This window comes from Mycobacterium sp. NGS45 (assembly GCF_059812645.1).
In genome coordinates, this window is record NZ_JCALDB010000016.1 from 57,716 (window position 1) to 77,817 (window position 20,102).

At 67.5% G+C, this 20,102-nt stretch carries 15 protein-coding genes; 11 read left to right on the forward strand and 4 right to left on the reverse strand.

From position 1 onward, the window contains the following. The first annotated feature begins 1 nt into the window (after window position 1). From AC5Y3P_RS15645 to AC5Y3P_RS15685, 9 genes are read left to right on the forward strand one after another with little or no spacing between them, the layout of a single operon-like run. Entirely contained in the window at window positions 2-856 is an 855-nt protein-coding gene (locus tag AC5Y3P_RS15645; protein WP_500046831.1) for an MlaE family ABC transporter permease, read from the forward strand. After that, entirely contained in the window at window positions 856-2,508 is a 1,653-nt protein-coding gene (locus AC5Y3P_RS15650; RefSeq protein ID WP_500046832.1) for an MlaD family protein, read from the forward strand. Before AC5Y3P_RS15645 ends, AC5Y3P_RS15650 begins: the two co-directional genes overlap by 1 nt. Beyond that, complete coding sequence (locus AC5Y3P_RS15655) at window positions 2,505-3,560, forward strand: MlaD family protein (RefSeq protein ID WP_500046833.1); 1,056 nt, start codon at window positions 2,505-2,507, stop codon at window positions 3,558-3,560. Before AC5Y3P_RS15650 ends, AC5Y3P_RS15655 begins: the two co-directional genes overlap by 4 nt. Continuing rightward, the gene (locus tag AC5Y3P_RS15660; protein WP_500046834.1) at window positions 3,553-4,590 is read left to right on the forward strand and encodes an MCE family protein; all 1,038 of its coding nucleotides are present in this window, start codon (window positions 3,553-3,555) and stop codon (window positions 4,588-4,590) included. The genes AC5Y3P_RS15655 and AC5Y3P_RS15660 overlap by 8 nt, the downstream gene beginning before the upstream one ends. Continuing rightward, window positions 4,590-5,705, forward strand: a complete 1,116-nt coding sequence (locus AC5Y3P_RS15665; protein WP_500046835.1) for an MCE family protein — start codon at window positions 4,590-4,592, stop codon at window positions 5,703-5,705. Before AC5Y3P_RS15660 ends, AC5Y3P_RS15665 begins: the two co-directional genes overlap by 1 nt. Continuing rightward, window positions 5,705-6,997 carry an MCE family protein gene (locus tag AC5Y3P_RS15670; RefSeq protein WP_500046836.1) on the forward strand — a complete coding sequence of 431 codons (1,293 nt, stop codon included), beginning with the start codon at window positions 5,705-5,707 and terminating at the stop codon, window positions 6,995-6,997. The genes AC5Y3P_RS15665 and AC5Y3P_RS15670 overlap by 1 nt, the downstream gene beginning before the upstream one ends. Next, a complete protein-coding gene (locus AC5Y3P_RS15675; RefSeq protein ID WP_500046837.1) occupies window positions 6,994-8,244 on the forward strand; it encodes an MlaD family protein in 1,251 nt (416 codons plus the stop codon). Before AC5Y3P_RS15670 ends, AC5Y3P_RS15675 begins: the two co-directional genes overlap by 4 nt. 22 nt (window positions 8,245-8,266) lie before the next feature. Further along, window positions 8,267-8,965, forward strand: a complete 699-nt coding sequence (locus tag AC5Y3P_RS15680; RefSeq protein WP_500046838.1) for an Rv1363c family protein — start codon at window positions 8,267-8,269, stop codon at window positions 8,963-8,965. A 42-nt stretch (window positions 8,966-9,007) separates the two neighbouring features. Continuing rightward, the gene (locus AC5Y3P_RS15685; RefSeq protein ID WP_500046839.1) at window positions 9,008-9,808 is read left to right on the forward strand and encodes a DUF3298 domain-containing protein; all 801 of its coding nucleotides are present in this window, start codon (window positions 9,008-9,010) and stop codon (window positions 9,806-9,808) included. A gap of 12 nt (window positions 9,809-9,820) precedes the next feature. Here the strand turns inward: AC5Y3P_RS15685 and AC5Y3P_RS15690 are convergent, their stop codons facing one another. Beyond that, entirely contained in the window at window positions 9,821-10,933 is a 1,113-nt protein-coding gene (locus AC5Y3P_RS15690; RefSeq protein ID WP_500046840.1) for an acyl-CoA dehydrogenase family protein, read from the reverse strand. A gap of 7 nt (window positions 10,934-10,940) precedes the next feature. Beyond that, on the reverse strand, window positions 10,941-12,116 hold the full coding sequence (locus tag AC5Y3P_RS15695; RefSeq protein ID WP_500046841.1) for an acyl-CoA dehydrogenase family protein: 1,176 nt from the start codon (window positions 12,114-12,116) through the stop codon (window positions 10,941-10,943). A gap of 262 nt (window positions 12,117-12,378) precedes the next feature. Between AC5Y3P_RS15695 and AC5Y3P_RS15700 the strand changes: the two genes are divergently transcribed. Next, entirely contained in the window at window positions 12,379-13,269 is an 891-nt protein-coding gene (locus tag AC5Y3P_RS15700; RefSeq protein ID WP_500046842.1) for a mycobacterial-type methylenetetrahydrofolate reductase, read from the forward strand. Between the two features lie 28 nt (window positions 13,270-13,297). Next, complete coding sequence (hrpA, locus tag AC5Y3P_RS15705) at window positions 13,298-17,224, forward strand: ATP-dependent RNA helicase HrpA (protein WP_500046843.1); 3,927 nt, start codon at window positions 13,298-13,300, stop codon at window positions 17,222-17,224. Window positions 17,225-17,308: 84 nt separating this feature from the next. On the opposite strand, the gene AC5Y3P_RS15710 is transcribed toward hrpA, so the two are convergent. Further along, window positions 17,309-18,508 (reverse strand): NAD(P)/FAD-dependent oxidoreductase, encoded by a 1,200-nt coding sequence (locus tag AC5Y3P_RS15710; RefSeq protein ID WP_500046844.1) that lies wholly within the window; start codon window positions 18,506-18,508, stop codon window positions 17,309-17,311. Window positions 18,509-18,539: 31 nt separating this feature from the next. Continuing rightward, entirely contained in the window at window positions 18,540-19,919 is a 1,380-nt protein-coding gene (locus AC5Y3P_RS15715) for an MBL fold metallo-hydrolase (RefSeq protein ID WP_500046845.1), read from the reverse strand. Between the last annotated feature and the right edge of the window lie 183 nt (window positions 19,920-20,102).

The following is a 20,102-nucleotide window of genomic DNA, read 5'->3' on the forward strand; positions in this document are numbered from 1 at the left end:
CATGACCGCCTCGACCTACGTACCGATTCTGGGACGCCTGTCCCGGGCCGGCAGCCGGATCGCCGAACCGATCATGCGGCTCGGCCACATGCTGGTGTTCTTCGTCCGGGCCCTGGCCGGGATCCCGATCGCGCTGCGGCACTACCGCTCCGAGTTCACCCGCCTGCTCTCCGACATCGCCTGGGGCAACGGCTCGTTGGTGGTCGGCGGCGGTACCGCGGGGGTGGCGATCGTGCTCGGTGTCACGGTCGGTGCGCTGGTCGGCATCGAGGGCTACAACTTCTTGAACCTGCTGGGCCTGGGTCCGGCGACCGGCATCATCTCCTCGCTGGTCAACACCCGTGAACTGGCCCCGATCGCGGCGTCGCTGGCATTCGCGACGCAGGCCGGCTGCCGGTTCACCGCGCAACTCGGCTCGATGCGGATCGCCGAGGAGATCGACGCGCTGGACTCGCTGGCCATCCGGCCGATCCCGTACCTGGTCACCACCCGGCTGATGGCCTCGATCGTGGCGGTGATCCCGCTCTACGTCGCCTGCTTGGCGGTCAGCTACCTGACCACCCAGCTGGTGGTGGCCGCGATCAGCGGCGGGTCCACCGGCTCCTACCTGCATTACTTCACGATGATGCTGTCCGGCTCCGACATCGTGTACTCGTTGATCAAGACCGTGGTGTTCGTCTGGCTGGCGTCCACGGTGCAGTGCTACTACGGCTTCTACGCCAGCGGCGGGCCGGAGGGCGTGGGGGTGGCCGCCGGGCACGCCATGCGTGCCAGCATCACGGTGGTGGTGATCGTCAATATGCTGCTCACGATGGCCATCTGGAGCGTGGACGCCGGCGCAAGGTTCGGTGGCTGATGTCCAGCGCATTCGATGGTGACGGCCGCGGACCGACCGCGCGCCAGCTGTTTGGTTGCGGTGTCGCGGTGCTGGCGGTCGCGGCACTGGTGACCGGAATACTGCTGTACAAGTCGACCGGCAGGCTGGACCCCTACGTCCGCGTGGTGGCGAACCTCGAGAACGTCGGCGACGGCCTGCCGCAGAAGTCGGACGTCAAGTACCACGGCCTGCTGGTCGGTTCGGTCAACAACGTGATCCCGGCGGCCGACGGCAACCCGAACTTCGTGCACATCAACCTCGATCCCGAGTACGCCAAGTCGATTCCGGCCAACGTGACCGCGCGGGTGGTGCCGAGCAACGTGTTCGCGGTGTCCTCGGTGCAACTGGTGGACCAGGGCGGCGGTCCGGCGATCCAACCCGGAACCCACATCGCCGAAGACACCGAGTTGCCGACGGTGTTGTTCCAGACCACGATCAGCAAGCTGCGCGACATCCTGGCCGCCACCGGCCGCGGCCGCGAGGACCACACCGTCGGTCTGCTGGCCGCGGTGCAGGAAGCCACCCACAACCGGCGCGGCAAGCTGCTCACCAGTGGCGCGCAGCTGAGCCGCACGCTCGACGAACTCGACAAGATCGTCGCCGGCAACCCGGACGGCACCACGGTGTCGGCGTTGATCGACGCCGCCGAGGGCCTGCAGGCCACCGCACCCGAGTTGCTCGACTCGCTGCAGCAGGCGGTCCGGCCGATGCAGACGCTGGTCGAGCAGCGCGCGCAACTGCGCTCATTGCTCGGTGCCGGGATGAACACCCTGGGCACCACGCACACCTCGCTGGCCAACCACTCCGACCGGCTGGTGAAGATCACCGGCGAGCTCACCCCGGTGATTGGGGTGTTGGCTCAGACCGCGCACCACTACGTGCCGGCGTTCGTCAAGCTCAACGGGTTGTCCAAGAAGTTCTTCGACGAAGTGTGGATTTCCGAGGTGGACACCGGGAACATGCGGATCAACCTGTCGCTGACCCCGAGCTACACCTACACCCGGGCGGACTGCCCGCGCTACGGCGAGCTGAAGGGACCCAGCTGCTTCACCGCACCGCTGATCCCGGTGCGCCCGGATCTGCCCGAAGTCCTGATGCCGCAGAACTACCAGCCGCCCAAGGACCTGGCGCCGCCGCGCGGGACCGTGCTGGGCCCGAACGGCAACCTGGTGGCGGTCGGGCCGCCGCTGCTGCAGCCGAACGGCCCCAACCTGGTGGACCCCAACCCGCCGCTGCCGCCGGGCTTCAGCCCGGCCCCGCCGGTGCCCGGCACCGCCAACCCTGACCTGGGTACCGGGCCGTTCCCGGATCCGACCTACACACCGCCCGCTCCGGTGGCACCCAAACCTTGGGACCAGCCCGCGCCCGGCGCGCAGGCACCGGCCCCGGCCGAGCCGGCCGCACCCGCGCCGGCGGCTCCGGCCCCGGCCGCTCCGGGTACCGGGTTCCCCGCCGAGGCTGCGTCGTTCGGCGGCAACGTCGGCCCGGTTGGCAGCGCGCAGGAGCGCACCGCGCTGAGCGCCATCACCGGCCAGCCGGCCAGCACGGCCACCCAGCTGTTGCTCGGACCGGTCACCCGCGGTATGACGGTGTCCCTGACCGAGCAGAGCCAGGCAGAGAGGCCGTCGTGAGGTACCGCACCGCAGCTGTCGGACTGGCCATCTTCATGGTGGTCGCGTTGACGCTGACGTATCTGATCTATGCCACGTTGCGCCGCGACGTGTCCGGCAAGACCACGCCGTACGCCGCGATGTTCTCCGACGTCTTCGGGTTGCGGGAGGGCGACGACGTGCGGATGGCCGGCGTGCGGGTCGGCCGGGTCGAGAAGATCGAACTGCACGGCAACGAGGCCAAGGTGTCGTTCGTGGTGCAAAACGACCAGCGGGTGCTGGGCAACACGGTGGCCTCGGTGACCTACCAGAACATCGTCGGCCAGCGCTACCTGGGCCTGTCGCTGGGTAGCGTCGGCGAGCCCGAACCGCTGCCCGCGCACAGCGTGATCCCGATTGAGCAGACCGATCCGTCGTTCGACGTCGGTTATCTGCTCAACGGCTACGAACCGCTGTTCAGCGTGCTCAACGTCGAAGACGCCGACAATCTCACCAAAGGCGTCATCGACTCGCTGCAGGGTGACACCCGATCGATCACCACGCTGGTGGATCAGACCTCGCGGCTGACCGAATCGGTGGCCGGCCGCGATGAGGCCCTCGGCGGCGTGATCACCAACCTCAACACGCTGTTCGGGACGCTGGCCCAGCAGAACGAGAACCTGGACAACGTGATCGCCAACACCCAGCAGGTGGTCACCAGCTTCGACGCCCGCCGGCCGGAATTGATCGACTCGATGGGGTCGATCGCCAGGGTGGTGCGGCAGCTGTCCACCATCTCCGACGAGGTGTACCCGTCGCTGGACGCGTTGGTGGCGCGTGAGCCGGGCTTCGTGAAGCACATGGTTTCGATCGAGCCGCAGTTGGCGTTCACCGGTGCCAACCTGCCGCTGATGCTCAAGGGCCTGGCCCGGCTCAGCGGCGAGGGCGCCTACACCCAGGTGTACGCCTGCGACCTGAACGCCACCGGATTCTTCCCGGGCCTCAACGACGTCACGCCGATCATCGTCGCGGCCGCGACACCGGGCAACAAGACTATGTATTCACCGAGGTGCAGGAACATGGCCAATGGCTGATCCGGTATCGGCCCGGCGCCGTCCATTGGAGTCCTACAACCGGACCTGGTTGGGGATCATCGCGTTGGTCGTGGTGGGTGTGTTGGTCGCTGCGATGCTGATGGTCAAGCTGCTGGGCTTCGGCTACAAGAACTACAGCGCGCAGTTCCTGCAGGCCGCCGCACTACAGGTGGGCAACCCGGTCACGATCGCCGGTATCGAGGTCGGAACCGTGCAGGGCTTGAAGCTGGCCGGCGACCGGGTCGACGTCGACATGCGGGTGCGCGACGACGTCAAGCTCGGCGAGGACACCCGGGCCAGCATCCGGATCACCACGATCCTGGGTTCGCGGTATCTGTCGCTGGAGCCGGGCGGTGTGGGCGAATTGCCGGACGGCATCATCGATCTCGACCACACCGAGGTGCCCTACGACCTGCAGACCGCACTGCAGGACGTGGCCACCACCTACAGCGAGGTCAACACCGATCAGTTCGCCGAGTCGCTCGGCGTGCTGGGCAAGCAGCTCGCGACGCTGCCGCCGGTGGTGCCGCAGGCCATGCACAACATCCAGACCCTGTCCTCGATCGTCGCCGACCGCCGCGATCAGCTCGGGGAGCTACTGGAGACCACCGAACTGGTCAGCAACACGCTGCGCCGTCAGCAGGCCAACATCGGCAACATGGTGCGGCAGGGCCAACAGCTGCTCGGCGACTTCGTGGTCCGCCAGGCCACCTTCCAGGCCATGATGGATTCGCTCACCAACCTGGTGAACACGCTCAGCGATGTGGTGATCAACGACCGTCCGAAGCTCGAGGAACTGCTCGGCAACCTGCGCGAGCTCACCGACATGCTGGGCCAGCACGACGATCTGCTGCGCAGCACGCTGCAGGTCGGTCCGGTCACGCTGCGGCAGTTGGCCAACGCCACCGGTACCGGTAACGCGGTAGACCTGACGGTCAGCAACGGTCTGCTCATCGACTCCTGGATGTGCGCGATCAGCGGGCGGGCCAAGCAGTTCAACATGATCCAGTACTTCAAGGACTGCAGGTGATGAGCGGCAAGGGCAAGGTCATAGCGCTGGTGGCGGGGATCGCCGTGCTGGCGCTGATCGCGGGCTTGATCGGCTGGAAGGCCTGGCAGCAGCGCGCCGACGTCATCCACGTCACCGCGCAGTTCGACAGCGCAGCCGGCTTGTACACCAACAACAAGGTCGCGGTGCTTGGCATGCCGGTCGGCCAGGTCACCAAGATCACGCCCCGGACCGGCTACGTCGAGGTGCAGTTCACCGTCGACCGCGATGTCGCGGTCCCGGCTGAGGTGAAGGCCGTGACGATCTCCAATTCGATCCTGACCGACCGTCAGATCGAACTGACCCCGCCCTACCGCGGTGGTCCCACGCTGCAGGACGGCGCCACCATCGGGCTCCCCGACACCCACACGCCGGTCGAGTTCGCCAAGGTACTCGACGTCATCAACAAGCTGTCGGTGTCGCTCGAGGGCGATGGTGAAGGTGGCGGACCGGTGGCCGACGTCGTCAACAACGCCGCCGCGATCGCTGACGGCAACGGTGAGCTGATCAAGACCGCGCTCGGTGAACTCTCCGAGGCGCTGAGGCTGTCGGCGGACAATGGTGCCAAGTCCGAAAAACAGATCACCACGATCGTCAAGAACATCAGCTCGCTGTTCGACGCGGCCGCCCAGAACGACACCACGCTGCGCGAATTCGGTTCCACCATCCGGCAACTGAGCCAGATCCTGGCCGACGAGAACCTGGGCACCGGCTCCACCGGCCGGTTGCTCAACGACGTGGTCAAGCAGACCGGCGAGATCCTGGAAGCCAACCGGGACAACATCAAGGCCGCCATCGAGAACGGCAACATAGCCCTGAAGACCACCGTCGACCACCAGCGCGACCTGGCCGAATTCCTTGACGTCGCGCCGCTGACGCTGGACAACCTCTACAACATCGTGGACCGGGAAAACGGTGCGGCCCGAGTCAAGTTGATGACCGACCGGGTGCTGTTCGACAACCAGTTCATCAAGGAGGTCTGCAACATGATGGGCCTGCGCCAGCTGGGCTGCAGCACGGGCACCTTGCAGGACTTCGGCCCGGACTTCGGTTTGACCTACGTGCTGGACGGACTCGCGGCAATGGGGCAGAAGTGATGAGCGCGCGCAACCGAAAGGCAGCACTGGCCGCGACGGTGGTGGCGTTGACCGCCTCGGCCTGCGCCACCAACGGCGTCTCCAGCCTGCCGCTGCCGGCGCCCGGTGTGGGTGGCGACGGCTACGTCATCACCGCGGTCTTCGAGAACGCGCTCAACCTTCCGGCCGACGCCAAGGTGAAGCTGGCCGGCGCCGACGTCGGCCAGATGACGTCGATGGTTGCCAAGGACTACACCGCGGTCACCGAACTGCGCATCATGGAAGGCGTCCGGCTTCCGGTTGGCAGCACCGCAGAACTGCGTTCGGCAACGCCGCTGGGTGACGTGTTCATCTCGCTGCGGCCGCCGACCGCCGCCGGACCGAACCCGCCGCTGCTGCAGGACGGCGACACCATCCCGCTGGAGTCCACCGCGGCCGCGGCGACCGTCGAGTCGGTCCTGAGCTCGGCCGCGATCCTGGTGAACGGCGGTGCGGTGCGCAACTTCACCAGCATCGTCAACGGGCTGGGCAAGGCGACCGGCGATCAGGGCCAGGCCTTCGGTGCGCTGATCGGCAAGACCAACCATCTGCTGGACACCATGAATGCCCGCTCCGACCAGATCTCCGAGGCGATGACCCAGACCTCGGAACTGGCCAAGGCCATCGATGCCAAGAACCAGGTGCTCTCCGATGTGATGGCCAACGCGGCGCCGGCCACCGAGGTGCTGGCCGAGAACACCACCCAGGTGGCCGACCTGCTTCGGGTGGCCGGTGACACCACCGAGGAACTGCGGAAGTTCCCGTCGGTGGCCGGCACCGACACCAGCGGACGCTCCGTGATCAAGGACGCCAACCAGATCGCCGAGCAATTCAACAACGTGGTGCTGGAGCCCGACGCCACCCTGTTCTCGCTGAACCGGTTGATGCCGCCGCTGATCAAATCGACTCCCAGCGCCGCGATCTCGACGCGCGCCAGCATCGACCGGCTGGTCCTGGGCCACATCCCGGACATCGGTTTCAAGGGCGACCTGGGTCTGCACGGGCCGAAGTGGAACGAATTCCAGCAGTTGGTCGGATCGTTCAAGTACACCCTGTTCCGGCTGCAGGAGCGCATCGTCGGCAAGGGTCCCGGCGTACCGCAGGTGCCGGTGATTCCGGACCCGAACGCGCCCGGTCAGGTGCAGGTGGCCACGCCGGAGCCGGTCCCGCCGGCACCTGAGTATCCGCACCTGCCCGAGGCGCCGCCGGTTACGCCGGTCGCGCCCGGCCCGGCCGAGGCCACGCCGGCACCGCAGTCGGGGGTGCCGCAATGATCGGGCGGTTGGCCGACGGTGTGGTGGGCGTGGTCCGCGCCGGTCACCGCAAGAAGTCGTGGCTGTCGTCGCTGGCGCTGGTGCTGGTGCTGGTGGTGGCCGGGGCCTACCTGTTCCTGGGGGCGCTGCGGGTCAATCCGCTGTCCTCCTCCTACCGGGTGATGGTCGAACTGCCGGAGTCCGGCGGACTGCTGACCGACCAGGACGTCACGTTGCGCGGCGTTCCGATCGGTCGGGTGGAGACGCTGGCGCTGTCGCCGGAAGGGGTCAACGCCACGCTGCGGGTGGACTCCAACATTCAGCTCTCGAAGTCGACCGGCGTGCGGGTTTCGGGTCTGTCGCCGGCCGGTGAGCAGTACGTCGACTTCGACGGCGGCGACGGTTCCGGGCCGTTCCTGGAGGACGGCAGCGTGATCAAACTGGGCACCGCCACGGTCCCGGTCACGCTGGCCGAACTGTTGGCCAACGCCGACGGGCTGCTGGCCCAGACCGACACCAGCAAGCTGGAGTTGATCAAGGAAGAGCTCAGCCTGAGCCAGGCCGGTCCGGAGAAGCTGGCCGACATCATCGACGGCGGCACGTTCCTGCTCGGCACCCTGGATTCGGTGCTGCCGGAAACCACCAGCCTGCTGCGCAACAGCCGGGTGGTGCTGCAACTGGCTGCCGACAAGAACGCCGGCCTGGACGTCGCCACCGACAACCTGGCTTCCACGTTCACCGGTATCGACAAGATGCGCGAGGGTTTCCGCCGGCTGACCAACCAGACGCCAGGCTCGCTGGCCCAGGTGGACAACCTGTTCGCGGACAACTCCGACACCATGGTGCAGCTGCTGGGCAATCTGACCACCACGTCACGGCTGCTGTACCTGCGGGTGCCGGCGCTGAACGCGCTGTTCCCGGATCACCGCGGCTCGCTGCTGGATGCCCTGGGCTCGATCATGCACGACAACGGCCTGTGGGCGACCGGTGACATCTACCCGCGCTACGCCTGCGACTACGGCACCCCGAGGATGCCTCCGTCGGCAGCGGACTTCCCCGAACCGTTCATGTACACCTATTGCCGCGACGACGATCCGGCCGTGCTGATCCGTGGTGCCAAGAACGCGCCGCGCCCGGCCGGGGACGACACAGCGGGGCCGCCGCCGGGAGCCGATCTGGGCCGGCGCACCGACCCCACACCCAAGGGGCGCTACACCATCCCGACGCCCTATGGTGGTCCGACCCTGCCGATCGAACCGCCGCGCTAGAACCTGCAAGGAGTAATGTTCGATGTCCGTGACGACCGATAAGAAATCCGACAGCGACGGTATCGAGGACGAGACCAGCACCGCGGTCGAACCCGAGCCGACTGTCGAGATCGATGCGTCGACCGCGGACACCGTCGAGGCCAGCACCGCCGAACCGGCCGAACCGGCCGGGGATGACGGCGACGGCGACGTTCCCGACGTCGCCGACAGCGCGACCGACGAAGACGACGGCAAACCCCGGCTGTGGCTGCGGATCGTGGCCGGCGCCCTGGTCGCGCTGTTCGTCCTGGCCTTCGCCGGGGTGGCCGGGTATCTGGGCTGGAGCCAGTGGCAGGCCGACCAGGTCGACGATGCCGCCGAGCAGGCTCAGGCGGCCGCGGTCAGCTACGCGCAGGTGCTGACCAGCATCGACTCCGACAAGGTGGACGAGAACTTCCGGCAGGTGCTGGAAGGCTCCACCGGTGAGTTCAAGGACATGTACTCGCAGTCCAGCGTGCAGCTGCGCCAGCTGCTGATCGACAACAAGGCCCAGGCGCACGGCGTGGTGCTGGAGTCGGCCGTGCAGTCCGCATCCAAGGACAAGGTCGTGGTGTTGCTGTTCGTCGACCAGTCGGTGTCCAACACCCAGGTGCCGGACCCGCGGATCGACCGCAGCCGGATCAAGATGACCATGGAGAAGGTCGACGGCGCCTGGCGGGCCAGCAAGGTCGAACTGCCCTAACCGCATCGGCAGCCACACGATCAGCACCAAGAAGGGACAGCCATGGGTATCCGGAGCGCGGCAGCCGCGGTGCTGGCGGCAGTCACCTTGCTCGGTACGGCGCCGACGGCGACGGCCGCGGTCGAACCGTTCTGTCAGGGCATCGGCGGGCAGTGGGACGGCCAGTACTGCAATGCCAGCGTGACCTCGGTGCGCAAAGCGGTCCGCAACATCAGGGTGGCGCTGCCCGGCGAGTTGGTGAACAACCCCGCGATCGGCGACTACCTGACCACGCTGATGAACAACTGGCGCACCGCGGCCGAGAAGATGGTGCAGGACAGCTACGCCGAGGAGAACTTCGAGATCTTCCACCACGGCGGGGCGATGTCGGTGGTGTTCAACGAGCGCTACACCGGCACGGTCGGCACCAACGCGCTGGAGCACCCCGACGCGCCGATCTTCAACGACGCCTTCCGCACGTTCACCTTCGCCAACGGGCGCCAGCTGCAGTTGGCCGACCTGTTCCGCGACGGCGTCGATCCGATGGCCGAAATCCCCACGCTGGGTGCGCCGTTCATCGTCGCGGCGCTGGATTCCGCGCACCCGCCGCACCAGCCGGGCAGCTACCCGTTCAGCGCGGACCGCTGGACCCCGAACAACGTGTACTCCGGCGGCTACCGGGCCTGGGCGTTGACGCCCGATGAGCTGATCCTCTACATGCCGGACTACCCGGTCGGGCACGACACCCCGCTGGACTTCAGCCCGGGCCTGATGCAGTGGTTCATGAACGGCGGCACGGTCCGGGCCCACATCCCGCTCAGCGCGCTCAGCGGCGTACTGCGCCCCGAGTACGGCGGGGCCTGAGCCGCCCGGCGGTTACAGCGAAACCGTGTCGTAGTCGCCCACCGTGTCGATCAGGATGCGCAGCTGCTCGTCGGCGGCGCCCAGACTCTGATCGATCGCGGTCAGCCGGGCCGCGTAGTGGCCGATCGGATATTCGTCGGTGATGCCGATGCCGCCGTGCAGCTGGATCGCCTCTTGCGCGATGTGCTTGCCGGACCGGCTGATCTGCAGCTTGGCGCGGGCTGCCACCACCGGGTCGATGGTGCCGTCGGCGATCGACATCGCGGCGTAGTAGTTCATGCTGCGCGCCAGTTCCAGCGACACGTACATGTCCGCGGCGCGCTGGGTCAGTGCCTGGAAGCTGGCCAGCGGAACCCCGAACTGCTTGCGGCTCTTGAGGTATTCGGTGGTCAACCGCAGGGCTTCTTCCATCGCGCCGACGGCCTCGGCGCACAGTCCGGACAGCTGCCGGATCACGGTCGCCTGGATCGCGGCGGTGGCGTCTCCGCCGGCGCCCAGCGGCTCGGCCGGTGCGGCCGTCAGATCGATCTGCGCGCCGTGCTGACCGTCGATGGTGCGGAACGGGGTGCGCACCGCGGCCGCGGCGTCGACCAGGAACACACCGACGCCGTCGTCGTCGGGCAGTGCCGCCGTGACCACCAGCGTGTCGGCGCTGCCGGCGCCCAACACGGCGCTCTTGCGGCCGGTCACCGTCCACGAATCCCCTTCGCGCACAGCGGAAGTGTTGACCGTGGCCGACAGCGGTGCGCGCATGCCGGGCTCGGTGTGCGCGAACGCCAGCAGACTCTGCCCGGCCGCGACCGGGTCCAGCAGCTCACGCTGCGCGGGGCTGCCCAGCTCGGCGACCAGACCACCGGGAATCAACGCGGCCGCCAGCACCGGCTCCGGGGCCAGTCGGCGCCCGATCTCGGTGCACACCGTCATGATCTCGAGTTGACCGGATTCGTCGGGCTCGAAGCCCAACCCCAGAATCCCGATCTCGGCCAGTTGCTGCCAGACCTTCGAGTTGAATCCTGGTGCGGATTCGATTGTGGCGTTGCGTGTTTCGATGTCGCCGGTGCGGGCCAGCAGATCCCGCGTGGTGTCCCGGAGCAGAACTTGTTCGTCGGTCAGGTCGAAGTCCATGGCGTGCTCACAATCCCAGGATGGTCGAGGCGATGATGTTGCGCTGCACCTCGTTGGTGCCGCCGTAGATGGAGGTCTTGCGGTAGTTCAGGTAGTGCGCTGCGGCCTCGCGCGCCCATTCCGGGACACCCAGGTCGCCGTCGCCGAACATCGGCAGCGCGTCCGGGCCGGCCACGTCCACCATCAGCTCGGTGGCCGCCTGTTGCAACTGGCTGCCCCGCAGCTTGAGGATCGACGATGCCGGGTTGGGAGTGCCGTCGGCCTCGGAACCGCTGACTCGCAGCTGGGTCAACTCCAGGGCCAGCAGCGCGTTCTCCACTTCCACCACCCGGGCCGCGAACAGTGGATCGGCCAACAGGGTGCCGTACGGCCCCGGGATCTGCGCCGCGCGTTCCTTGACCTGCGCCAGCACCACCTTGGTGGCACCGATCCGGGCGATGCCGGTGCGTTCGTTGGACAGCAGGAACTTCGCGTAGCTCCAGCCCTGGTTCTCCGCGCCGACCAATTGATCCGCGGGAACCCGGACGTCTTCGAAGAACACCTCGTTGACCTCGTAGCCGCCGTCGATCAATTTGATCGGCCGCAGCGTGATGCCCGGCGTGGACATCTCGGCCAGCAGGAACGAGATACCGGCCTGCCGTTTGGGTGCGTTCGGATCGGTGCGGGCCAACACGAAGATCCAGTCCGCGTACTGGCCCAGCGTGGTCCAGGTCTTCTGGCCGTTGATCACGTAGTCGTCACCGTCGCGTACCGCGGTGGTCCGCAGCGACGCCAGGTCCGACCCGGCCTCGGGTTCGGAGAAGCCCTGACACCACCAGATGTCCAGGTTGGCGGTCGGCGGCAGGAAGCGCTGCTTGAGTTCCTGGGAGCCGAACTGCGCGATCACCGGACCCACCATGGTGGCGTTGAAGGCCAGCGGTTCCGGGACGCAGGCCAGCCGCATCTCGTCGGCCCAGATCTGGCGCTGCAGCGGAGTCCAATCCCGGCCGCCCCATTCGACAGGCCAGTTCGGCACGGCCAGACCGTGCTCGTTGAGGATGCGCTGCGTGACGACGACGTCGTCGGGGTGGCGCGGGTGACCGTTGCGGGTCCGGTCGCGGATCTCGGCCGGAATCTTGGTGACGAAGAACTCGCGCAGATCGTCGCGGAACTTCGCGTCGGCGTCGCTAAGTGCCAACCTCATGGACGTCGCCTCCGAATCGACTACGTGGCTCCCCTGCCGTCCATCACAGCATCACCGCCCGACCCGCTGCCAACCGGGTGGTCGGTTGGTGGCGCGGGATGATGCCCGCAGACTCGACCGCCACCAGTTCTCCGACACGGTTTAGGGTGGTCGGCAGTGTCGCTTGCCGCAGGCGTTGGCGACGTGTCCGAGCGATGGCTGCAGACTGAGCCCCCGGACAGCCATCAGGCCTGGTCAAGCGTGCGCCAAGGAGGGATCGCGGGTGAGTCTGAATACCATCGCGTTCGAATTGGTACCGCCGAACGTCGAGCACGGCGAGGTGCGGGCGCGCGAGGACGCGCACAAGCTGCTGGAGTGTTCGGAGGCGGTCGGTCTGGCCGGCCGGATCCGGCACGTGATGATGCCGTCGATGATCGAGGAGGACGACGGCCGGCCGGTCGAGATGAAACCCAAGCTGGACGTCTTGGATTTCTGGAACCTGATCGGTCCCGAACTGCCCGGCATCAACGGGCTGTGCACGCAGGTCACGGCGTTCATGGACCAGGCCAGGCTGCAGCAGCGGCTGGACGCGCTGACCGGCGCCGGCATCGAGGGCATCGCGTTCGTCGGTGTGCCGCGCACCATGAACGACGGCGAAGGCTCCGGCGTGGCACCCACCGATGCGCTGACACTTTTCCGGGACACGGTGGCCAACCGGGGCGCGATCTTGATTCCGACCCGCGAGGGCGAGCTGGGCCGGTTCGCGTTCAAATGCGAGCGCGGCGCCAGCTACGGCATGACCCAACTGCTGTACTCCGACGCCATCGTGCAGTTCTTGACCGACTTCGCCGCCGAGCACGAACACCGACCCGAGATCCTGCTGTCGTTCGGCTTCGTGCCGGCTGTGGAAAGCCGGGTGAACCTGATCAACTGGCTGATCCAGGATCCGGGCAACCCGGCCGTCGCCGCGGAGCAGGCGTTCGTGGCCGAGCTGGCCGACGCTGAACCGGCCCGGCGCCGGACGTTGATGCTGGATCTGTACAAACGTGTCATCGACGGTGTGGCCGAACTGGGCTTCCCGCTCAGCATCCACCTCGAAGCCACCTACGGCGTGAACAAGGCGGCCTTCGACACCTTCGCCGAACTGCTGGAGTACTGGTCCCCGGACCGCTGACCGGCCGCGGGCGCCTATTCTCGTCGGCGTGCCCGACCCCAGCCCCGACCTCGTCCGCAACCTGCGCGCGCGGCTGGCCGGTGTCACGCTGCACGACGAGGCCCGGCTCCGGCGCAAGCTGAAGAGCCTGCGCCAACCCAGCCAGGCGCAACTGGATCGGATCGCCGAACAGATCGCCGCCTCCGAACGGCTGGTCGCCGCCCGCACGGCCGCGGTCCCGACGATCAGCTACCCGGATCTACCGGTCAGCCAATTCCGCGACCAGCTGGCCGCGGCCATCACCGAGCATCAGGTGGTCGTGGTGGCCGGTGCAACCGGCTCGGGCAAGACCACCCAGCTGCCCAAGATCTGCCTGGAACTCGGCCGCGGCATCCGCGGCACCATCGGGCACACCCAGCCGCGCCGGTTGGCGGCGCGCACCGTCGCGCAGCGGATCGCCGACGAGTTGGACAGCCCGCTCGGCGACGTCGTCGGCTACTCGGTGCGGTTCACCGACCAGGTCGGTGAACGCACCATGATCAAGCTGATGACCGACGGCATCCTGCTGGCCGAGATCCAGCGTGACCGTCGGCTGCTGCGCTACGACACGTTGATCATCGACGAGGCCCACGAACGCAGCCTCAACGTCGACTTTCTGCTCGGGTATCTGCGCGAATTGTTGCCCCGCCGAACGGATCTCAAGGTCATCATCACCTCGGCGACCATCGAACCGGAGCGGTTCGCCGCGCACTTCGGACGGCCCGAACACGGGCGCAGCGGTGATGCCCCGATCGTCGAGGTGTCCGGCCGCAGCTACCCGGTCGAGATCCGGTACCGGCCTCTCGAAGTCGAGGTCCGCAGCGACGACGACACCGCCGATCCGGACGACCCCGATCACGAGATCGTGCGCACCCAGACCCGCGACCAGACCGAGGCGATCGTGGATGCGATCAACGAGTTGTCCGCCGAACCGCCGGGCGATGTGCTGGTGTTCCTGTCCGGTGAGCGTGAAATTCGGGACACCGCAGAGTCTTTGCGGCAGCTGCCGAACACCGAGGTGCTGCCGCTGTACGCCCGGTTGCCCACCGCAGAACAGCAGAAGGTGTTCAGCCCGAGCCGCAGCGCGCGGCGCGTGGTGTTGGCCACCAACGTCGCCGAGACCTCGCTGACCGTGCCCGGCATCCGCTACGTCGTCGACCCCGGCACCGCGCGGATCTCCCGGTACAGCCGCCGCACCAAGGTGCAGCGGCTGCCGATCGAACCGATCTCGCAGGCGTCGGCCGCGCAGCGGGCCGGCCGGTCCGGTCGCACCGCGCCCGGGGTCTGCATCCGGTTGTACTCCGAGGCGGACTTCGAGGCGCGGCCGCGCTACACCGACCCGGAGATCCTGCGCACCAATCTGGCCGCGGTGATCCTGCAGATGGCCGCGCTCGGCCTCGGCGATATCGAGCAGTTCGGCTTCCTGGATCCACCGGATCGGCGCAGCATCCGCGACGGTGTGCAACTGCTGCAGGAGCTCGGTGCCTTCGACGCCGCCGGTGCGCTCACCGAGGTGGGCCGCAGGTTGGCGCGGCTGCCGATCGATCCGCGGCTGGGCCGAATGATCCTGGCCGCGGACGACGAAGGGTGCGTGCGTGAGGTACTGGTGCTCGCCGCGGCCCTGGCCATCCCCGATCCGCGGGAACGGCCGGCCGACCGCGAGGAGGCCGCGCGCGCCAAGCACGCCCGCTTCGCCGATCAGCACTCCGACCTCATCAGCTACCTGAACCTGTGGCAGTACCTGCGTGAGCAACGAAACGAACTGTCCGGCAGCGCGTTCCGGCGGCTGTGCCGCAACGAGTTCCTGCACTACCTGCGGATCCGGGAATGGCAGGACCTACACGGACAGCTGCGCAGCATCGCCGGCGAACTGGGTATCCGGGCCGGCGACCATCCCGCGGACCCGGCCCGCGTGCATGCCGCCCTGACGGCCGGTCTGCTCTCCCACGTCGGGCTGCGCGACGGCGACGGCCGCGAGTACCTCGGCGCCCGCAACGCCCGGTTCGTGCTGGCCCCGGGCTCGGTACTGACCAAACGACCGCCGCGCTGGGTGGTGGTGGCCGAACTGGTCGAAACCAGCCGGCTGTACGGACGGACCGCCGCGCGAGTGGATCCGGAGGCTGTCGAGCGGGTCGCCGGGCACCTGGTGCAGCGCAGCTACAGCGAACCGCACTGGGACGCCGAGCGCGGCGCAGTCATGGCCTATGAGCGGGTCACGCTGTACGGGCTGCCGCTGGTGGCCCGTCGACGGGTGGGCTACGCGCAGGTCGACCCCGAGGTCTCGCGTGAACTGTTCATCCGGCATGCCCTGGTGGAAGGCGACTGGCAGACCCGGCACCACTTCTTCGCCGACAACGCCAAACTGCGCGCAGAACTGGGCGAGCTCGAGGAACGGGCCCGACGGCGTGACCTGCTGGCTGGTGACGACGAGATCTACGCGCTGTACGACGCCCGGATTCCGGCCGAGGTGATCTCGGCCCGACACTTCGACGGCTGGTGGCGCAAGCAGCGGCACCGCACCCCGGATCTGCTCACCTTCACCAGGGATCAGTTGCTGCGCACCGAAGAAGACACCGCGCATCCCGACACCTGGCGGGCCGGCGATCTGGCGCTGCCGGTGAGCTACCGGTTCGCCCCGGGCGCCGAGGACGACGGCGTCACCGTGCACGTCCCGGTGGACGTGTTGGCCCGGCTCGGCGGCGACGCCTTCGCCTGGCAGGTGCCGGCACTGCGCGAGGAGTTGATCATCGCGCTGTTGAAGTCGTTGCCGAAGGACTTGCGGCGCAACTTCGTTCCGGTTCCTGACACCGCCCGGGCGGTGCTCGCGACGCTGGATCCCGGTCAGGGTTCGCTGCTCGAGGCGCTGTGCCAGGAGTTGCGCCGGCGCACCGGCGTCGTGGTGCCGCCGGCGGCCTTCGATCTGGACAAGCTGCCCGCCCACCTACGGGTGACGTTCCGGGTCGAGACCGCCGAGGGCGTGGAGGTGGCCAGCGGCAAGGACCTCGCCGACTTGCAGCACGACCTGGCCGCACCCATGCGCCAAGCCGTGGCGGCGGCAGCCGGCGGCCTGGAACGCAGCGGATTGCGCAGCTGGCCAACCGATCTGGATGAACTGCCACGCACCGTCGAACAGGATCGTGGCGGGCACCGGGTGCGCGGATACCCCGCGCTGGTGGAAACCGCTGACGGCGTGGACCTGCGGATCTTCGCCACCGGCACCGAAGCCGACGCCGCGATGCGGTTCGGTAGCCGACGTCTGCTCCGGCTGGCCGTACCGTCGCCGGTCAAGGCGGTCGAACGCAGTCTGGCGCCGCGCGGCCGACTGGTGCTCGGCAACAACCCGGACGGGTCGCTGGCTGCGTTGATCGACGACTGTGCGGACGCGGCTGTCGATCAGTTGGTACCCGAACCGGTGTGGAACCGGGCCGATTTCGATGCTGCGCAAACCGCAGTGGCCGCCGATCTGGTGATGGTCACCGGCCAGGTGCTGAGCCGAGTCGAACGGGTGCTGACGGTCTGGCATGAGGTGCGGGTGGCGCTGCCGGACCAGGTACCGGCGGCCCAGCAACCGGCGGTCGCCGACATCGATGAACAGTTGAGTCGTTTGCTGCCAGCGGGTTTCGTGGCAATGGCCGGTGTCGGTCGGCTCGGTGATCTGACCCGCTACCTGACCGCGGTACTGCGCCGGCTGGAACGGCTGCCCAGGGACCTGGCCGGCGACCAGGACCGGATGCTGCGGGTGCACGCTGTCGAAGATGCCTACGACGAACTGGTGACTGCGCTGTCGCCGGCCGCTGCGGACTCCGCCCAGGTTCGGGAAATCGGCTGGCAGATCGAGGAATTGCGGGTCAGTCTGTGGGCTCAGCAACTGGGTACGCCGCGTCCGGTCAGTGCCCAGCGCATCCAGCGGGCGATCGACGCCCTCGCCCGGGGCTGATCGGGGCTCAAGGGGCAGCGCGGGCTGCGCCACGGTGCCCCGAAGTCGAACGCCTTGGCGGAGGCGTTCTGTAGTTCCGGATCCTCAGGCCAGCCCCTTGAGCATCAGGTTCCAATACAGAAACGGCAGACCGTACTTCTTCAGATACCAGTAGCTGCGGTGCGGCTTGGTCGGGTCCAGGAGGGGGAACGACGGCGTGAGGTTCAGGTCGTAGTCGAACTCGGCCAGCAGCATCGAATGCGACGACGTGACGATGGGACAGGATCCGTATCCGTCGTAGCGGGCGCGAAGTGGTTCGCCCTTCAGGACCGAGCCGACGTTGTCCACCACCACCGGAGCTTGTTTGCGAATCGCCGCGCCGGTCTTGGAGTTCGGCGACGAACCGGCGTCGCCGAGACTGAAGACGTTGGGGTACCGGACATGCTGCAAGGTGTGCTTGTCGATGTCGACGTAGCCATTGGCATCGGGGGCGGACAGCGGGCCGGCCTTGATCCAATCCGGTGCTGATTGTCGTGGCACGGCATGCAGGAAGTCGTAGGACAGCATCATGCTCGAGCCGGCTTCCGCGGTACTCGTTATCCCGACCTTGTGGGCTGCCGCATCGACCATTGTCACCTCGGCGTTGGTGTGCACCGTGATGCCGTAGTCGGCGGCGACGGCATCGAGGGTGTCCGCGATCGCCGGGATGCCGAACAATCGGGGTGTCGGGACCACCAGATGGATGTCGATGTCATCGAGCACACCCTGGGAGCGCCAGTGGTCGCCGGCCAGGTAGGCGATCTTCTGCGGTGCGCCGGCGCACTTGATCGGACCGGACGGCATCATGAACACCGCACTGCCCGAACGCAGCCCACGGATGGCATCCCAAGTGAGCGGCGCCAGGTCGAATCGGTAGTTCGACGTCACGCCGTCCTGTCCGAGCGCATCCTGCAGGCCCGCGGTCCGATTCCAATCCAGTTGGATGCCGGGACAGACTACGAGGACGTCGTACTCGTAGTCCGTGCCGTCGCTGCAGGTGACTGTGTTGTTGTCCGGATCGACCGATGCCGCCCAGCTCCTGATCCAGGTCGCCCCGACCGGCAGCACCGAGGCCTCGGATCGTTCGGCGGTCGTGGCCTTCGCCCGGCCGCCGCCGACCAGCGTCCACAGCGGTTGGTAGTAGTGCTTGTCGGACGGTTCGATGACGGCCACGTCGGTATGGCCGTTGCGGAGCAGTCGGGCGGCGACCGTGATCCCGGCTGTGCCGCCGCCGACGATCACGATCTGGTGTTTCGCAGTGGTCATGAATAGCGGCCCTTCTGGGTTCTGTCGGCACTCAGGCGTTCTGCCGAGATTCCGCCCAGGCGCCGAAGCCGCCCAGGATGTCGCTGACGTCGGCGAATCCCCGCTGCCGCAGCAGGCTCGCAGCCACCGAGGACCGGTACCCACCGGCGCAGTAGACGACGGTCGGTTTGGCCGGGTCCAGCTCATCCAGCCGGCTGGGCAGCTGCCCCACCGGAATGGTGATCGCGCCGGGGATGGTGCCGGCCTCGACTTCGCCTGGGTTGCGGACGTCGACGATCTGCAGGTCGGGCAGTTCGGCGGCCCGCTCGTCGAAGGCCTTGGCCGTCAGCCGGGAGGCCATCTGGACGTCGTCACGATGGGCGAACAACACCTCGAACGGTCGATCCAGGTAGCCGATCACCCGGTCGAACCCGATGCGTGCCAGCCGGTTCTTGCCCTCCAGTTCCTGTCCGGGCTCGGTGAACAACACGATGTCGACGTCCGGCGGCAGCACCGATCCGGCGAATTCGGCGTAGCGACCGTCCAGTCCGATGTTGACCGCGGCGCGCAGGTGACCCAGGGCGAACTCCTCGGGGCTGCGCCCGTCGACCAGCATCGCGCCGTCGGCCAGTGCCTCGCGAACCTGTTCGTAGGTCAGCGCCGGTGGCATCGCGGTCTCGTCCAGCAACGCGCGATCCTGGCGATTGCGGATCGCGTCGTAGACGAAGTAGCTCGGTGCCGGCGGCTGCCCTTCGGTGACCAGCGCCATGAAGGTGGCCTTGTCCGGGGCCCGCAACGCGTAGTTGGTTTGCTTCTGTTCCCCGATGGTCGACCACAACTCGGTGGACAGGTTCTTGCCGCAGGCCGATCCGGCACCGTGCGCCGGGTACACCCGGGTGGCGTCGGGCAGGGTCATCAGCTTGTCGTGCAGCGAGTCGTAGAGCTTGTCGGCCAGCTCTTCTCGGGTGAACCCGATCGAGGCCAGCAGATCCGGGCGGCCGACGTCACCGATGAACAGCGCATCTCCGGTCAGCACCCCGTACGGCACCTCGTCGTCGGGATATTCGTAGACCACGACGCTCAGTGATTCGGGGGTGTGGCCCGGGGTGTGCCGGAACTCCAGGGTGACCTCGCCCAGCGAATGGCGTTCACCATCGGCCACGCCCATCGACTCGAACTCGGTCTCGGCGACCGAGGAGTAGACGATCTTGGCGCCGGTGGCCTGGGCCAGTTCCAGGTGACCGGACAGGAAGTCGGCGTGGAAGTGCGTCTCGATGACCAGCTCGATGGTGTAGCCGAACTCCTCGGCATCGGCCAGATACCCGGCCACGTCCCGCTGCGGATCCACAACGACCGCGCGCCCGGTGTTTTCATCGGCGATCAGGTACGACGCGTGTGACAGACAGTCCAGGTAGTACTGGATGAACTTCATTTGACAGCCTTCCGTTCGGTGCTGGGTGCGGCTTCCTGGCGACCAGATTGCCAATACCCCTATGGGTATGTCAAGTACCCTATGGGGTATCTGTATTCCAAGTTGATAGTACCCCCTGGGGTATGTATACACTGGCGGTCGAATATACCCCTAGCCGTATACCGACCTTATCTGAGAGGATCC

Excerpts from the sequence above, each read along its gene's own strand:
- AC5Y3P_RS15675 (WP_500046837.1), top strand. The coding sequence starts at position 6,994 with ATGATCGGGCGGTTGGCCGACGGTGTGGTGGGCGTGGTCCGCGCCGGT.
- AC5Y3P_RS15685 (WP_500046839.1), top strand. The coding sequence starts at position 9,008 with ATGGGTATCCGGAGCGCGGCAGCCGCGGTGCTGGCGGCAGTCACCTTG.
- AC5Y3P_RS15715 (WP_500046845.1), bottom strand. The coding sequence starts at position 19,919 with ATGAAGTTCATCCAGTACTACCTGGACTGTCTGTCACACGCGTCGTAC.
- AC5Y3P_RS15670 (WP_500046836.1), top strand. The coding sequence starts at position 5,705 with ATGAGCGCGCGCAACCGAAAGGCAGCACTGGCCGCGACGGTGGTGGCG.
- AC5Y3P_RS15710 (WP_500046844.1), bottom strand. The coding sequence starts at position 18,508 with ATGACCACTGCGAAACACCAGATCGTGATCGTCGGCGGCGGCACAGCC.
- AC5Y3P_RS15680 (WP_500046838.1), top strand. The coding sequence starts at position 8,267 with ATGTCCGTGACGACCGATAAGAAATCCGACAGCGACGGTATCGAGGAC.
- AC5Y3P_RS15650 (WP_500046832.1), top strand. The coding sequence starts at position 856 with ATGTCCAGCGCATTCGATGGTGACGGCCGCGGACCGACCGCGCGCCAG.
- AC5Y3P_RS15665 (WP_500046835.1), top strand. The coding sequence starts at position 4,590 with ATGAGCGGCAAGGGCAAGGTCATAGCGCTGGTGGCGGGGATCGCCGTG.
- AC5Y3P_RS15645 (WP_500046831.1), top strand. The coding sequence starts at position 2 with ATGACCGCCTCGACCTACGTACCGATTCTGGGACGCCTGTCCCGGGCC.
- AC5Y3P_RS15695 (WP_500046841.1), bottom strand. The coding sequence starts at position 12,116 with ATGAGGTTGGCACTTAGCGACGCCGACGCGAAGTTCCGCGACGATCTG.
- AC5Y3P_RS15690 (WP_500046840.1), bottom strand. The coding sequence starts at position 10,933 with ATGGACTTCGACCTGACCGACGAACAAGTTCTGCTCCGGGACACCACG.
- AC5Y3P_RS15660 (WP_500046834.1), top strand. The coding sequence starts at position 3,553 with ATGGCTGATCCGGTATCGGCCCGGCGCCGTCCATTGGAGTCCTACAAC.